Source organism: Roseobacter sp. AzwK-3b (assembly GCF_000170875.1).
Taxonomy (GTDB): Bacteria; Pseudomonadota; Alphaproteobacteria; order Rhodobacterales; family Rhodobacteraceae; genus Roseovarius; species Roseovarius litoreus.
Genome location: NZ_ABCR01000007.1, coordinates 110,626 through 125,522, shown reverse-complemented (window position 1 = coordinate 125,522; position 14,897 = coordinate 110,626). Strand labels below are relative to the sequence as shown.

At 62.4% G+C, this 14,897-nt stretch carries 18 protein-coding genes and 1 tRNA gene; 6 read left to right on the top strand and 13 right to left on the bottom strand.

All coding sequences use genetic code 11. The annotated features are described in order from the left end of the window. Window positions 1-58: 58 nt before the first annotated feature. The 3 genes from olsA to RAZWK3B_RS13380 all read right to left on the bottom strand — a co-directional run bounded on the left by olsA (window position 59) and on the right by RAZWK3B_RS13380 (window position 1,966). Window positions 59-901 carry a lyso-ornithine lipid O-acyltransferase gene (gene olsA, locus RAZWK3B_RS13390; RefSeq protein WP_050774245.1) on the bottom strand — a complete coding sequence of 281 codons (843 nt, stop codon included), beginning with the start codon at window positions 899-901 and terminating at the stop codon, window positions 59-61. Beyond that, a complete protein-coding gene (olsB, locus tag RAZWK3B_RS13385; RefSeq protein ID WP_007815984.1) occupies window positions 898-1,668 on the bottom strand; it encodes an L-ornithine N(alpha)-acyltransferase in 771 nt (256 codons plus the stop codon). The genes olsA and olsB overlap by 4 nt, the downstream gene beginning before the upstream one ends. A 115-nt stretch (window positions 1,669-1,783) precedes the next feature. Further along, window positions 1,784-1,966, bottom strand: a complete 183-nt coding sequence (locus tag RAZWK3B_RS13380; RefSeq protein WP_007815983.1) for a DUF3553 domain-containing protein — start codon at window positions 1,964-1,966, stop codon at window positions 1,784-1,786. Between the two features lie 29 nt (window positions 1,967-1,995). Here RAZWK3B_RS13380 and RAZWK3B_RS13375 point away from each other — a divergent pair, with 29 nt between their 5' ends. Next, complete coding sequence (locus RAZWK3B_RS13375; protein ID WP_007815981.1) at window positions 1,996-2,595, top strand: histidine phosphotransferase family protein; 600 nt, start codon at window positions 1,996-1,998, stop codon at window positions 2,593-2,595. Here RAZWK3B_RS13375 and RAZWK3B_RS13370 read toward each other — a convergent pair. From RAZWK3B_RS13370 to RAZWK3B_RS13335, 8 genes are all read right to left on the bottom strand, one after another. Next, window positions 2,592-3,857 (bottom strand): glutamate-5-semialdehyde dehydrogenase, encoded by a 1,266-nt coding sequence (locus tag RAZWK3B_RS13370; protein ID WP_007815979.1) that lies wholly within the window; start codon window positions 3,855-3,857, stop codon window positions 2,592-2,594. The two genes, RAZWK3B_RS13375 and RAZWK3B_RS13370, sit on opposite strands and share 4 nt — an antisense overlap. 44 nt (window positions 3,858-3,901) lie before the next feature. Beyond that, window positions 3,902-5,008 (bottom strand): glutamate 5-kinase, encoded by a 1,107-nt coding sequence (gene proB / locus RAZWK3B_RS13365; protein WP_007815977.1) that lies wholly within the window; start codon window positions 5,006-5,008, stop codon window positions 3,902-3,904. Further along, on the bottom strand, window positions 4,996-6,033 hold the full coding sequence (obgE, locus tag RAZWK3B_RS13360) for a GTPase ObgE (RefSeq protein ID WP_007815975.1): 1,038 nt from the start codon (window positions 6,031-6,033) through the stop codon (window positions 4,996-4,998). The genes proB and obgE overlap by 13 nt, the downstream gene beginning before the upstream one ends. A 31-nt stretch (window positions 6,034-6,064) precedes the next feature. After that, window positions 6,065-6,604 (bottom strand): GNAT family N-acetyltransferase, encoded by a 540-nt coding sequence (locus RAZWK3B_RS13355; RefSeq protein WP_007815973.1) that lies wholly within the window; start codon window positions 6,602-6,604, stop codon window positions 6,065-6,067. Between the two features lie 153 nt (window positions 6,605-6,757). Further along, window positions 6,758-7,027 carry a 50S ribosomal protein L27 gene (gene rpmA / locus RAZWK3B_RS13350; RefSeq protein ID WP_007815970.1) on the bottom strand — a complete coding sequence of 90 codons (270 nt, stop codon included), beginning with the start codon at window positions 7,025-7,027 and terminating at the stop codon, window positions 6,758-6,760. A gap of 14 nt (window positions 7,028-7,041) precedes the next feature. After that, window positions 7,042-7,692 (bottom strand): 50S ribosomal protein L21, encoded by a 651-nt coding sequence (locus RAZWK3B_RS13345; protein WP_007815968.1) that lies wholly within the window; start codon window positions 7,690-7,692, stop codon window positions 7,042-7,044. Between the two features lie 186 nt (window positions 7,693-7,878). Further along, window positions 7,879-8,697 carry a DUF2059 domain-containing protein gene (locus RAZWK3B_RS13340; protein ID WP_232279537.1) on the bottom strand — a complete coding sequence of 273 codons (819 nt, stop codon included), beginning with the start codon at window positions 8,695-8,697 and terminating at the stop codon, window positions 7,879-7,881. Window positions 8,698-8,705: 8 nt separating this feature from the next. Further along, window positions 8,706-9,557 (bottom strand): DUF2059 domain-containing protein, encoded by an 852-nt coding sequence (locus tag RAZWK3B_RS13335; RefSeq protein WP_037295816.1) that lies wholly within the window; start codon window positions 9,555-9,557, stop codon window positions 8,706-8,708. Between the two features lie 118 nt (window positions 9,558-9,675). On the opposite strand from RAZWK3B_RS13335, the gene RAZWK3B_RS13330 reads away from it, so the two are divergent. Both RAZWK3B_RS13330 and RAZWK3B_RS13325 read left to right on the top strand, forming a co-directional pair. Beyond that, a tRNA-Ser gene (locus RAZWK3B_RS13330) sits at window positions 9,676-9,765 on the top strand. 386 nt (window positions 9,766-10,151) lie between these two features. Next, entirely contained in the window at window positions 10,152-10,379 is a 228-nt protein-coding gene (locus RAZWK3B_RS13325) for a hypothetical protein (RefSeq protein WP_157132257.1), read from the top strand. Here RAZWK3B_RS13325 and RAZWK3B_RS13320 read toward each other — a convergent pair. Together RAZWK3B_RS13320 and RAZWK3B_RS13315 are read right to left on the bottom strand one after the other, a co-directional pair. Further along, entirely contained in the window at window positions 10,369-11,085 is a 717-nt protein-coding gene (locus RAZWK3B_RS13320; RefSeq protein ID WP_007815961.1) for an RlmE family RNA methyltransferase, read from the bottom strand. The genes RAZWK3B_RS13325 and RAZWK3B_RS13320 overlap by 11 nt on opposite strands. After that, complete coding sequence (locus RAZWK3B_RS13315; protein ID WP_007815959.1) at window positions 11,085-12,197, bottom strand: Ppx/GppA phosphatase family protein; 1,113 nt, start codon at window positions 12,195-12,197, stop codon at window positions 11,085-11,087. Before RAZWK3B_RS13315 ends, RAZWK3B_RS13320 begins: the two co-directional genes overlap by 1 nt. Before the next feature lie 234 nt (window positions 12,198-12,431). On the opposite strand from RAZWK3B_RS13315, the gene RAZWK3B_RS13310 reads away from it, so the two are divergent. The 3 genes from RAZWK3B_RS13310 to RAZWK3B_RS13300 are packed head-to-tail and all read left to right on the top strand — an operon-like array spanning window position 12,432 to window position 14,774. Continuing rightward, window positions 12,432-12,728, top strand: coding sequence for a virulence factor (locus RAZWK3B_RS13310; protein WP_007815957.1), 297 nt, complete (start codon window positions 12,432-12,434; stop codon window positions 12,726-12,728). A 26-nt stretch (window positions 12,729-12,754) separates the two neighbouring features. Further along, entirely contained in the window at window positions 12,755-13,690 is a 936-nt protein-coding gene (locus RAZWK3B_RS13305; RefSeq protein WP_007815955.1) for a methylenetetrahydrofolate reductase, read from the top strand. A gap of 19 nt (window positions 13,691-13,709) precedes the next feature. Next, window positions 13,710-14,774: a methyltetrahydrofolate cobalamin methyltransferase gene (locus tag RAZWK3B_RS13300; RefSeq protein ID WP_007815954.1), complete on the top strand. Its 1,065-nt coding sequence runs from the start codon at window positions 13,710-13,712 to the stop codon at window positions 14,772-14,774. Window positions 14,775-14,897 lie beyond the last annotated feature (123 nt).

The window sequence follows — 14,897 nt, the reverse complement described above, 5'->3', positions numbered from 1 at the left end:
GTAAAAGACACGAGGTTGGTCCTAAACACGTGTCGGTTTCGTACAAATCGCACACACCTCATCCGGGCGCGCGCCGATCCTCGGGCATGGCGCTGCGCACCACCTCTTCGACATGCGCCGCGAGCGCCTTGCGATCGGCGAAGGCCTCGACCCTGACGGGGGGGTGATAGACCACCGTGACCCCGCCCTGACGCTTTGCTGCAAGGGTTTTCAGCAGATGCCCCCCGAACTCCATATCACCCCACCAGCCGTAAAAGCGCGGGTCTTCGGTCTGTGGCGCCCGATAGATCACGGTCACGGGCTGGATATGCAGGTCATGGATGATGTTCGAGCTGAAGAACGCCTGAAAAAGCGTTGATTTGAAAGGCAAAACTCGCATCCCGTCGGTCGAGGTCCCCTCGGGGAAGAACAGCAGCTTATGCCCGGCCTGCAGGCGCGCCTCGAACATATCGCGTTGCGACCTCGCCTCTGACGGGGTGCGATTGATGAACACCGTCCCGGTGATCCTTGCCAGCGTGCCGATCCCGGGCCAGCCCGCGACCTCGGATTTCGAGACGAAATAGATCCGCTTGCGCGCATTGAGGGCGAAAATATCAAGCCAAGACGAATGGTTAGCCACCACAGCGCCATGCGCTTGCATGGGCTGTCCGCGCGTGTCGTGGCGCATTCCGAGGATCACGAACGCCGCCCGGCAGACCCATTGCGTGATATATGGCGTCCAGGGCCGGCCCAATCCGAACAGCGGACGCTCCACGCCGCGCACCAGCAGCATCAGCGCGACACCCATGACCAACACCATGGCCAGCGCCCCTCCGCGCCGGATAACGCGCAGCCAGCCACCCAGACCCGGAGCGGCGCTTGGAGGCGGCTCTTCACCGTGACCATTCCACGTGAACGTCACGGCGTAACCCTATTATTATAAATGCTTTTGTTTCGGTCACTCATACGGCTTGTATCCATCACCAGACAGATATCCGTGGTGTTGAAGCTATGGTCGACAAAGGCGCCTTCGCCGACATGGCCGCCCAATCGCAGATAGGCCTTGATCAACGCCGGCACTTGCAACATCGCAGCCCGGCGATCGAGTTCCGCTTCCGGGATGATGTCCATCGCCTGAAAATGATCCTCACGCGCCCTGACCCGCAACTCGGACGGGGCGAGGTAGCGATGATGCAGCAAGGACAGGGGCTGGGCCAAAGACTGCGGATCGGTGCCATGGAAACTGGCAACACCGAACAGGATCTCGATGTCGTGGGCGGCGATATATTGTCCAAGCCCGTTCCACAGATGCAGCATCGCGGCCCCACCGCGATACTCCGGATCAAGGCAGGAGCGACCCAACTCCATCAATCGGCGCCCGGATCGCTTCAACACGCCAAGATCATACTCATCCTCGGAATAGAATTGCCCGGCCCGCTGTGCCCGATCATCGCGCAACAGCCGGTAAACCCCTACAACAGAGCCATTTTTTGCCTCGTCCAGAAGGATGAGATGCTCGAAAAACGGATCGAACCTGTCCCGTTCGAGACCGGAATCGTGATCCACCATCGGTCCGTCACCGCCCAGTTCCTCGACAAAAACGCGATATCTCAGGCGCTGCGCCGCGCGCAGTTCCGCGTCGGTACTCGCCAGCTTTACGCGAAACTGCGGGCCGTTTTCCGACTCCATCTGCCTCGGATCCCATCGGTCATTTCCGGGGTTTTAGTCAAGCCATGGCGTGATGGCAACGTTCTGCAGTCAGGTCGCGGCGGCCAGCTTTCCATTAATGATTTGGTAACCGCCTTCAGTCTTCAATAACCATGACAAGAGAGATGCGACTCCCGTCGATCACCATCTTGCCGACCTCGCGAAAGTTCACAGTGATGCGCCCGCCGATATTGGACTGCACTTGCCCCACGCCCCAATCGGGTTGTTGTGGATGCGTCACCAGCATCCCGGGTTCGAGCAGCGAATTGAGTTCCGTCATCTATGCACCCGCCTTCCGGAGTGAGCCTCATGCCCTACCATAGCCATAACATAGCCGCCCTGACAGCCTCGCGCATCTGCCATGATCTCATCAGTCCGATCGGCGCCGTGGCGAACGGGATGGAGCTGATGCAGTTTGCCGGCGCGTCGGACGGTCCTGAAATGGCTTTGGTCAGCGAAAGCGCCGCGCATGCCAAGGCCCGCATCCGCTTTTTTCGGCTGACATTCGGCATCGCCTCCGACAGTCAGATGGTCGCCGCCGAAGAGGTGAACGAGATCCTCAACGCGATCTACGGCGGCACCCGGATCGAGATCGAGACCACCCTTGATAGAAGCCTGCCGCGCGCCATGGCCCAAGCCGTTCTGCTTGCTGTTCTGTGCGCCGAGCACGGGCTGGGTGTCGGGGGGCAGCTGCGGGTTCATGAGGTCGGTGAGCATTGGCAGATCGAAGCCCGTAGCCCACGCCTGCGCGCCGATCCCGGATTGTGGGGAAGCCTGACCGGGCAACCCGTACCGCAAGACATCCCCCCGGCGGCGGTGCAGTTCTTGCTTCTCCCGCTGATCCTGACGGATCTGGGCAGGACCTGCGCCTGCAGCCTGACTGAAGACAGCGCGCGGATCACGGTTTAACGCCGAACAACCCCGTCTCCTTCGACCAGATATTTGAAACTGGTCAGTTGCGCCGCCCCAACAGGCCCTCGCGCATGAAGCTTGCCGGTCGCGATACCGATCTCGGCGCCCATGCCGAACTCCCCACCATCGGCGAATTGGGTCGAGGTGTTGCGCATGAGGATGGCACTGTCCAGACGACGAAAGAACATCTCCGCCGCCTCGTCGTTCTCGGTGATGATGCAATCGGTATGCTGTGAGCCGTAGCGCCGGATATGGGCAATCGCGGCCTCTTCGTCCTCCAACACTTTCGCGGCGATGGTCGAATCAAGATATTCGCGGCCCCAGTCCTCTTCGGTTGCCGCCTGCGTGCCTGCGATGGCCTTGAGCGTCGCATCGGCGCGCACCTCCACACCGGCATCCAACAGCGCGCGGATCACGCCTTGGCCGATCGTGTCCACCACATCGCGGTGAATGAGCAGGCATTCGGCGGCACCGCAAATCCCCGTGCGGCGGGTTTTGGCATTGAGAACGACCTTGAGCGCCTTTTCCGGGTCCGCGTCACGATCGATATAGATATGCACGATCCCTTCGAGATGGGCAAAGACCGGCACCCGCGCTTCGCGCTGCACCAGCCCCACAAGCCCCTTGCCGCCGCGCGGAACGATCACGTCTATCGTGTCAACCATGGTCAGCATTTCCTGAACGGCGGCGCGATCACGGGTGGGAACCAGCTGGATCGCATCCTCGGGCAATCCTGCCGACCTCAGCCCCTCCACGAGGCAGGCGTGGATCACGCCTGATGAGTGGAAGCTTTCCGACCCGCCCCGCAGGATGACGGCATTGCCGGATTTCAGGCACAGCGCCCCCGCATCCGCCGTCACGTTGGGCCGGCTTTCATAGATCACGCCGATTACGCCAAGGGGGGTGCGCACCCGGCGAATGTGAATACCCGATGCCATGTCCCATTCCGCCAGCACTTCGCCCACCGGATCATCCTGTGCCGCCACCGCGCGAAGCCCCTCGACGATGCCCGCGATCCGATCCTCCGACAAAAGCAGCCTGTCCATCATCGCCTCGGACAGCCCCTTGTCCCGGCCATAGTCCAAGTCCTTGCCGTTGGCCGCAATGATCTCGCTGCGCTGCGCCCAGACGGCATCCGCCGCCGCCTCGAGCGCATGGCGCTTGGCCTCGGCGCTGGCAACCGACAGCTCGACCGCCGCCGCCTTGGCGCGCTGTCCGATATCGGCCATCAACTGGGGAATGTCACCATGATCTTTCATCTGAATGTCCTTTCGGTTTGCGCAAAGACTACCATTGGTGCGCCTCAGAACGCCATATCGTCGCGATGGATCAGCGGCCCGCGCGCAGGATAACCCAGCACCTGTTCCACCTGATCCGAGCGCAGGCCGCGAATTTTCGCAGCATCCTGCGCATCATAGCGCGTCAGCCCCTGACCCAGCCTGTGGCCCGCCTCGTCGGCGATTTCCAGCGGATCACCGCGCCCGAACGCGCCCTCGATCCGCACCACGCCCGCCACCAGCAGGCTGCTGCCCCGCTGCAAGGCCCCGGCAGCCCCCTTGTCGACGAAAACGCGCCCCTTGGGTTTCATCGCGCCGATCCAGGCTTTGCGCTTTTGCTGCGGATCGCCCTGCGCCGTGAACCAGGTGGCCGGAGCACCCTCTTCCAGCGCGCGGATCGGATAGAGCACCGAACCTTCGGTGATCGCCATGTCACAGCCCGCCGCTGTCGCCGTCTTGGCCGCCATCAGCTTGGTCTTCATGCCGCCCTTGGACAGCCCGGACCCGGCATCGCCCGCCATCGCCTCGATCTCGGGCGTGATCTGGGCAATCACGTCGAAGCGCTTGGCACTCGGATCAAGCGCGGGATTGGCCGAATAGAACCCATCCACATCCGACAGCAGGATCAGCTGATCCGCGCCCGCCGTGACCGCGATTTGCGCCGCCATCCGGTCATTATCGCCATAGCGGATCTCATCGGTGGCCACGGTGTCGTTTTCATTGACGATGGGCACGGCACCCAGCATCAGGAGTTGCTCCAGCGTGGCGCGGGAATTGAGATAGCGGCGCCGATCAGCGCTGTCCTCCAGCGTCACCAGAACCTGGGCGGCGCGGATGTCATGCTGATTGAGCGCCTCGGCATAAGCGCGCGCCAGTTCGATCTGCCCGACCGCGGCTGCGGCCTGACTTTGCTCAAGCGACAATTCGCTGGCCGGCAGTCCAAGCGCTCCCCGCCCAAGGGCGATCGATCCCGAAGACACGAGGATCACATCCGTGCCACGGGCGCGAATGCGGGCCACGTCCTCGGTCAGTGCGCGCAGCCATTCAGCGCGCAAGCGTCCCGTCTGTCGATCCACCAGAAGCGCCGAGCCGATCTTGACGACAAGGCGCTTTGCATCTTCTACGGCTGCCACGGTTCCGGCTCATCCTCTGAAATGCGCGTGCGCAGGCGATCGTCGTCAATCTCAAGGCGCAGGCGCCGCAGCACCTCGGTCACGCCCTGCCGGGCGACGCCGGACATCTCCAGCACCTCGCAGCCGCAGGCCTCTTCCAACTCGGCGCGCGCCGCCGCGCGTTCCTCATCATCCAGCGCGTCGATCTTGTTCAGGACAGTGACCCGTGGCTTGTCGGCCAAATGCCCGCCATAGGCTTCAAGCTCGTGGATGATCGTTTGGTAATCCTCGGCGATGCTCTGCGACGTGCCATCCACCAGATGCAGAAGCACCGCGCAGCGTTCCACATGGCCCAGAAACAGGTCTCCCAGCCCCCGCCCCTCATGTGCCCCCCCGATGAGGCCCGGAATATCGGCCACCACGAATTCCACCTCATCGATCCCCACAACACCCAGATTGGGATGCAACGTGGTGAACGGGTAATCCGCGATCTTGGGCCGCGCGTTCGAGGTTGCGGCCAGAAAGGTTGATTTTCCGGCATTGGGAAGCCCCAAGAGGCCCACATCCGCGATAAGCTTCAGCCGCAGCCAAAGCGTCCGTTCGACGCCCGGCTGGCCGGGATTCGCGCGGCGCGGCGCCTGATTGGTCGCGCTCTTGAAATGCAGGTTGCCCCAACCGCCATTGCCGCCCTTGGCCAGCAAGACGCGCTGTCCAATCTCGGTCAGATCGGCAATCACCGTTTCCTGATCCTCATCGAGGATCTCGGTCCCGACCGGCACCCGCAACACGATGTCGTCGCCCGTCTTGCCAGTGCGCTGCTGGCCCATGCCGGGCTGACCGTTCTTGGAAAAGAAATGCTGCTGATAGCGGAAGTCGATCAGCGTGTTCAGCCCATCCACCGCCTCGGCCCAGACCGAACCGCCGTTGCCGCCATCGCCGCCATCCGGGCCACCGTATTCAATGAACTTTTCACGGCGGAAGCTGATGCACCCGCCGCCGCCCGCGCCCGAGCGAATGTGAACCTTTGCCAGATCGAGAAATTTCATGTCTTCTCCTTATGCAAAGGCGTGGTCGGCCTCAATCCATTTTGAGGCTGTAGGTCCATGTCGGAACCTTTGCGTTTCTTGCAACCGAGAATGTCTCGGCATCCCCCAGATATTCGAACCCTGAATTCGTCAGAACCCGCGCCGAGGCCGGATTGTCCTGGAAAACCGTGGCAAAGATCGTGCGGCACTCCAGCGGATTGGCCCCGATCAGGGCCGCAACAGCCGCAGACGCCACCCCTGTATTCCAATAGGCGGGTGCCACCCAGAACGAAATCTCGCATTGCCCCCGCTCCAGCCGGTCAAGACTGATGACGCCCATCACCTCGGGACCGCCCGATTTCGTGCCATCCATCGTCCAGACATCTTCTGTCCGGTTTGCGGACTGCGCCCGCGTGATGAACGCCTCGGTCGTGCCCGGCGGCAACGGATGCGGGATCGAGGTGGTTGCCTTGGCCACACGCGCATCGCCCGCGTGCAGATCGATCAAGCCGCTATCCGACAGCCGCAGCGGCCGCAGATCGAAACGCTCGGTCTCGATCATCGGCTGGCTCACGATCAGATCGTGTTTCATACTCTTTCTCCTCCACCTGCTGGTATCCGTCATCACCGCAGCGCCCGCCGTCCACGGTGTGGTCCCGACCTCCTCAAATCCGGACCGACGGAAAAAGAAAAGGGACCGGCGGTTCCGCCGATCCCCCAATTTCTGAACCCTGTCAGGATTGGCTTACTCGGCCGCCTCCGCGACTGGCAGCACCGAAATAAATTTCCGACCCTTCAGCCCCTTGTGGAACTTCACGGCGCCCCCTTCCAAGGCGAACAAGGTGTGATCCTTGCCCTGCCCTACGCCGGCGCCCGGCCAGAACTTGTTCCCGCGCTGACGCACGATGATGTTGCCCGGGATAACGGCTTCGCCGCCATATTTCTTAACGCCAAGGCGGCGACCCGCGGAGTCGCGACCGTTACGGGAGGAACCGCCTGCTTTTTTATGTGCCATATCGTGTTGCTCCTTTAGCCCTTGGCCAGTTCTTTGGCCTGTTCGACCCAGCCTTCACGCTCGATCCGGCCTTTGAACGACAATTTCTCGTCCATATCAGCAATATCCGCATCCGTCCACGCCGCGATCTGCGCGAAGGTGGTGACACCCGCCTCGTGCAGTTTCTTTTCCAGCGCGGGACCGACGCCCGACAGCAATTTCAGGTCATCGCCGGTCACATCGGCCTTCTTTGCCGGTGCTGCGTCTTTCTTTTCGGCCTTCTTGGACGGGGCTTTCGCTTCGGCTGCGCCAGCGGCGACCGCTGCGACAGAACCCGCACCCACGGCGGCCTTGACGCCGGACTTGTCGGCGCCCTTCTCGAGGATCTCGGTCACCCGCAGCAGCGTCAGTTGCTGGCGGTGCCCCTTCGTGCGCTTCGAGCCGTGCTTACGGCGGCGCTTGACGAAGTGGATGACCTTGTCACCCTTGATCTGGTCAACGACCTCGGCCTGCACAGCAGCCCCCGCCACAAAGGGCGCACCGATGACAGGCGTATCGCCACCCAGCATCAGGATATCGTTGAACTGAACTTTCTCACCGGCATCGGCTGCCAGCTTTTCAACGCGCAGAACGTCGCCGGACTGCACCTTGTACTGCTTGCCACCGGTTTTCATAACCGCGAACATCTTCGTTTCCTTTTCGATTGCCGCGCTCTGTGGTCCCCATGTCGGGAGTTTCCGGCCAAAAGCCACCTCGAGCAGCGCGCCCAGTGCGAGCGATAGTTACATCTCCCGTGCAGGTCCACCCTGCCGAGATGGGCGCTTATTCAAAAGATGCCGCCCAAAGTCAAGGGGGTGGCGCGGTTTTCCCGTTCAAAGCTTCTCGCTTTGCAGTCTTTGCGCGATGGAGCGTCCCAACAGATAAGACAGCTCTTCGTACATCCGGTCGAAGGCCGCGAAAACCGCAGAGTTCAGCGCTGCCCCCGCCGGGCTGCGATAGAACTCGGCATAGGCGTCAAGATCCTCGGGCGCCAGCGGCTCATAGGCCATCAGCAGGAACCCGTTGAGCCAGTCGCGCGATTCGCGGCGCAGCGTGTCCTCCTGCCCCCAGACATCCGCGAGCACATCATCCTGCGACATCTCGAACGCCCCGCCATCGATCAGCCCCTGATAAAACGCAAGTTGCGTGTTCAGCGCCCCCATCACGTTGCGCTCGATCAGGTCACTGTCCGCGATCAGCCTCCCGATCCGCTCCAGGATCGGCGCATCCCGGTCGCGCAGACGCTCGCTCCGGTCCATCGCCGCCTCTTCCACGGCATCATCCATGAACGCCCGCCGCGCGGCCAGTTCCAGACCGACGATCTCTTGCCCGCGCTCCGACGTGAAAAACGCCAACATCTGCGCGACATCCTCGCCCTCGAGCGCTGCGGCAAAACCGGCCTCGACCAAGGCTTGCATCTTGTCGGCATCATGGATCCGCGACACGACGTCCTGCCAGCCTTTGCTATCCCCCTCGGGCAGCATCTCGAGCCCAAGATCGCGGCCATAGACCAGCCCCTCATCGCGCATGATGGCGACCGTGTCGGACAGGCGCAGCGCCTTTGAAAGGTCTTCAATCTCCGCATCCTGCGCCACTGCCACTCCGGCAGAGCCCAGACTGATCGCCAAGGCCACAAGGCCGCCTTTCACCATCTCCACGATCACAGATCCTGACCTCCGGAAATTTCGGCCATCCGCATGGCCAACGCCTCGTAACGGTTGCCCATGATCTCCCATTGCACCGCGTTCATCAATTCATAAACGCGTTGCATTTGCGGATCTTCCAAAGCCGCAAGATACGCGCGCAGATCCTCGTCGTTGATATCGCGATAGGTATAAGCCGCCGACGCAAGCGCCGACCGTCGCATGCTCAGGCGCAATTCCCCCTCGGTTTCCTTCATCAAGGCCCGCAACATCTCTTCGTCGAACTCCTGTTCCAACACCCCGGCCGTGCTGGCCGCCAGCAAAAAGCGCAGCTGGATCTCCTGCACCGCGCGCACGGCGACATCTCCACTGTCGACCGCCGCGTTCATCTGCACCAGCACATCCAGCCGCTCATCGCTGCCGGCAACCATCGCCGCGACCAGATCTTCGCCCTCAGCCTGTTTTCGCGCGTCATCCGCATCCATATGCGAGGCGTTCTCGACCTCCACAAGGCGCATCCCAAGGGGCGAGGCATAGAAGGCCGCCGCATGTGCCAGATCGTCATCGCTCAGCGTCTGCTCCAGAATATCGAGCGCCATGCCCCGCATGATGTCGGTGTCGAACACCTTTTCGGCAATCCGCGTCCAGCTCTCCCCGAAATCGCTGGCCGACATGCCAAGCATCTCTGGCGCATCCGCCGCCGACAGCGCGATACTGTCCAGCGCGACATCAAAGCCGGTCACGTTCAAGAACGCCTTGAGCCGGTCCCGATCCGCCGCTTTCACAGGCAAGCCGGACAGCAGGGCCAACAGCACCGCAAGCCCCACCATCTTGAACAAAATCGAGGGTATTTGACGCGTCCTTGCCATGCCGTGTCCTCCGATGCCTGCTGACTTTCGAGAACCTAGGCATTTTCTCATCACAAACAACGGAAAACCCCCTTGTCATGCCCGCCAAAGGCAATTACACGCAGCCTCCATACCCCGCGGAGAGGTGCCGGAGTGGTCGAACGGGGCGGTCTCGAAAACCGTTGATCCTTCACGGGATCCCAGGGTTCGAATCCCTGTCTCTCCGCCATTCATTCCAGACGAAACGCTGGTGTGAAAAGCCGGAACCGCTTGGCGACCCTCCCTCAAATCAGACGTGCGACTGTAGCACTTGGGCACGCAAGCGACCCCTACCCGGTCTCGGCCCTGCGTCCAGCCCAACAGGCTTTGCCCCTCAAGCCGACACGCCTCACAAGCCGAAGTGGAAGCCATGCGCTTTCCCGCCAATCTGGGATTTCACTGAGCCGTCTGCCTATTGCCCGACATGGGCGCGGTGAACGCCGCGCATATCTTCGCAGCCATGCAACGCCTTGGCTGGCCAAAGCCCTTTGCGCCGAATTCTCCATGGTCTCGCTGCATCTTGGCACCGGAATTGCCTTAATCGCATGGCAATCTTTCACGTTCAAACTGCGTTTCATGGAGATCGAACCCGTGCCCGCCGCCGCCCAAAGCTATCCGCACACCGCGCGCGCGCGGTTGTTCGAACTGATGCGCCAGCAAAACCGCCGGGAGGTGCGCGCCCTGCTGTGCCGCAACCGACAGCCCTTGATCCAGACCACGCCCTGGCCTTTCTCGCGGCCGCCGAACGCTCTTTCGCGCCGCCTTCGCCCGACCAAAGGATCAGGCCTCGTGCTCAGCCCTTGAAACCGGTGGCCACGACGAATTTCTCGGAACTGTCGGCGCGCGATGCGGGTGGCTTGACATTGGCCACCTTGGTGAAGCGCTGCTTGAGCAGTTTCTGCAGCTCGCCCTCCGCGCCCCCGGCCAGAACCTTCGACACGAAGGTGCCGCCCTCGTCCAGAACGTCAAACGCCAGATAAGCCGCCGCCTCGCACAGCGCGATGATGCGCAAATGGTCGGTCTGTTTGTGGCCCGAACTGGCCGCCGCCATATCGCTCATCACCACGTCGGCCTTGCCGCCCAGCCATTCCTTGACCAGCACATCGGCATCATCGGCCATGAAATCCAGCTGTTTGAGAACGCATCCCGCGATCGGCTCGACCTCTTGCAGATCGATGCCCAGAATGAAGCCCTGCGCCTTGCCGCTCTTGTCGCCAAGCGCATTGATGCGCGGCACCGCCACCTGGCACCAGCCGCCCGGCGCACAACCCAGATCGACCACCCTTGCCCCTGGCACCAGAAACCGGAACTTGTCATCCAGCTCCATGATCTTGTAGGCCGCGCGCCCCCGATACCCTTCGGCCTGCGCACGCTGCACATAAGGATCGTTCAGCTGCCGCTGCAGCCAGCGCGTCGACGAGGCCTTGCGCCCCCGTGCCGTCTTGACCTTGACCGTCAGGTCGCGCAGCCCGCGCCCCGAGGTGTTCTTTCCATCCGGTCCCTTGGCCATCACTTCGTCCTATCTTCAAGCACGCCATCGCGTGACATCAGCGCATAGAGCATACCCTCGCGCAGACCCCGATCCGCCACCGACAGCCGGTCCGTCGGCCAGCACCGCAGAAGCGCCTGCAGGATCGCCGCCCCCGACATGATGAGCGCCTGCCGGTCCAACCCGATCCGCGGATCCTTGCGCCGGCCCGACGGCCCGAGCGCCAGATACTTGCGGATCACCAGATCGATCTCGTCGCTGGTCATGCACAACCCATCCACCTTGTTGCGGTCATAGCGCTTCAAACCCAGATGGCTGGCCGCAACGGTCGTGACCGTCCCCGAGGTGCCGATGATCTGAAACCCCTCGCGGGTCTGTTCGTTCTTGTAGGGCGCGAATTCCGCAAGGTTCTCCTCGAAAAACCAGCTCATCAAGGCAAAGCGCGCGCTGTCATCCTCGACGTCTCGGAACTGATCGCGGAGCGTGGCCACACCAAGCGGCACACTGATCCAGTCCACCACCCGCGCCGAAGCCCGACCCGTCTCGCTGCAATGAAAGCCGCCATGCATCCGCATGATCGCCTGCGCGCGCTCGACCGGCGGCACGTCGCGCAGATCTATCCACACCAGCTCGGTCGATCCGCCGCCGATATCCACCACCAGCAGCTGCTCGGTGCCCGGATTGACCAGCGGCGCACAGGACACCACCGCAAGTTGCGCCTCTTCCTGCGGCTGGATCATGTCCAGCTGCAGACCGATCTCGCGTTGCACCCGGCTCAGGAACGCCTCTCCATTGGCAGCGCGCCGGCAGGCTTCGGTCGCGACAAGGCGCATCCTCTTGACCTTGTGTCGGGTAATCTTCTGCTGGCACACGCGCAGCGCCTGCAGCGTCCGCATGATCGCAGAACGCGATAATCGGCCATATTTCTCCAAGCCGGACCCAAGCTGGACCGACTTCGAGAAACTGTCCACCACCTTGAACTGATCCCCGTCAGGACGGGCAATCAGCATCCGGCAGCTGTTTGTGCCAAGGTCCAGCGCCGCATAAAAGTCGGCCGGACCAAGGGAGCTCAGTGCGGGGCTCTCTACCGTTTTCGGGATAGCGCCCGCACTTTCGGGACGCTTGGGCGCCATGTCATACGCCCTCCATTTCGAGTTATCCCAAAGGTAGTGCCTTGCGGCGCCCTGCGCAAGCTTTGCCGGCATGCATAAACATCATGAAAGCTTTTCGCCATCCGCCCTGTGGCGGCGCCGCGCGGTTCGCACTAATGTCTGCACGTCGCATGGCGCGCGCGTTCTGTCGAAAACCGACCAAGCGACACGTCCTCCCTGCATTAGAGAGGGTCCACCGAGTAAGAGGAATCAGCCATGGTTGACGTCACTATCGTCTACTGGCGGGACATACCCGCACAAGTGATTGTCGGAAAAGGCCGTCGCGGCGCCAAAAAGCAACTCGCCGAACGGTTTGAACAGGCGATCGACCGCGCAGCGATGAAAACCGGTGCGGCCGAAACCGACGCCTACCTCGCCGAATGGCGCAAGGCGGCCCCTTATCAGGTCGAAGGCGACCCGGCCGACGTGGCCGAAGCCGAAGCGACCCGGCTCGAAGCGGAGTACGATCAGGACCGCATCAAAGCCCTGATCGCCAATGATGGCTGGGCATGACGCCAGCATCCCTATGGGAGGCCGCAATGGCTTTGTTGAACTTCAGAAAACGTGATGCCGGCGCGCAAGCGCCCACCCCCGTAAACCCGCAGGTCGAAGCCTTCCTGCAAGGCTACTCGATCGAGGTCATGCCGCGCACGGCCGAAAAGGTCGAGAATTTCCGCGATCTTCTGCCCGAAGGCACGCGGGTCTATATCGCCCATATCGAAGGCACCCCGATCGAGGACATGGTCGCCACCGCCGCGCGTCTGGCGCGTGACGGCTATCCGGTCATGCCGCATTTCCCGGCGCGCATCATCCGCGACAAGGCGATGCTTGAAGACTGGATCGCCCGCTATCAGGGCGAGGCGGGCGTCGATCAGGCGCTGTTGCTGGCCGGTGGCGTGACCACGCCGCATGGTGAGTTCGACAGCTCGATGCAGCTGATGGAATCCGGCGCTTTCGACCGTGCGGGCTTCAAGCGCCTGCATGTCGCCGGTCACCCTGAAGGCAACCGCGATATCGACCCCTCGGGCGGGATGAAGAACGTCGAAGACGCCCTTCAGTGGAAACAGAAATTGTCCGAACGCACCGATGCTCAGATGGCCCTTGCCACGCAATTCGCCTTTGACGCGAAGCCAATCATCGCTTGGGCCGATGGTCTGCGCGCGGCAGGCATCACGCTGCCGGTGCATATCGGCATCGCCGGTCCCGCCAAGCTGCAGACCCTCATCAAATTCGCCATCGCTTGTGGTGTCGGTCCGTCTTTGAAGGTGCTGCAGAAACGCGCTATGGATGTCTCCAAGTTGCTGCTCCCCTACGAGCCGACCGATGTTCTGGCGGACCTGGCGGCCCACAAGGCTGCCAACCCCGATTTCAACATCGAGGCGGTTCATTTCTTCCCACTGGGCGGCATCAAGACCAACGCCACCTGGGCGATCGAAAACGGCGGCGCGTCCGCCGTACCCGCAAACGCCACCTGACCGAAGGACACATGGATACATGACCCGAACAGTCGTCGAAAGCAAAACCAAGACCGCGATTATCGGCTTCGATCAGCCGTTTTGCGTGATCGGTGAGAGGATCAACCCCACCGGCCGCAAGAAACTGGCCGCCGAACTCGAGGCCGGTGACTTTTCGACCGTCGAGTCGGATGCCATCGCACAGGTCGCCGCCGGCGCCACCGTGCTCGATATCAACGCGGGCGTCGTCTACAACTCGAACCCCGATCCGAACGAGACCGAGCCGCCCCTGATGCGCAAGATGATCGAACTGGTGCAGGGGCTTGTCGATGTGCCGCTCTGCATCGACAGCTCGGTGCCCGGCGCGCTCGAGGCCGGTCTGGCCGCCTGTGAAGGCCGCCCGTTGCTGAACTCGGTCACCGGCGAAGAAGACCGTCTGGAACTCGTTCTGCCGCTGGTCAAGAAATACAACGTGCCCGTGGTGGCGATCTCCAACGACGACACCGGCATCTCCGAAGATCCCGACGTGCGCTTTGCCGTCGCCAAGAAGATCGTGGAACGCGCCGCCGATTACGGCATTCCAGCACATGACATCGTCGTGGACCCGCTTGTGATGCCGATCGGAGCCATGGGCACGGCGGGCATTCAGGTCTTCACCCTTGTGCGCCGCCTGCGCGAGGAGCTGGGGGTCAACACCACCTGTGGCGCCTCGAACATCTCCTTCGGGCTGCCCAACCGTCACGGCATCAACAATGCCTTCCTGCCGATGGCCATGGGCGCAGGCATGACCAGTGCGATCATGAACCCGGTGGCCTTGCCCGTCAAACAGGCCGAGATCGAGGCGCGCAAGATCGCCGCCACCGCCGCCGGGATCGTGCTGCCCGAGGATATGGACGACGAAACCTTCTGCCAGCTGTTCGGCCTCGGCTCCACCAAGCCACGCCCCGGCAAGGAGATGGAGGCGATCCGCGCGGCCAACTTCCTGACCAACAACGACCCGCATGGCGGCGAGTGGATCAGGTTCAACAAGCCCATCCTGAAAGAGGGCGAAAAAGAAGCCGGCGCGCGTGGCGGGCGCACGGGCGGACGTCGCCGCCGGGCCTGACCCTGTTACAAGGCGGTGTTACCGGACCAAAGCCCCGTGCCGACATGGCGCGGGGTTTTTTCGTGCCAAGCGGGCGTTTTTCGCCGGTTGGTAACACCGATGTCCGCACCGACGCGATACCGA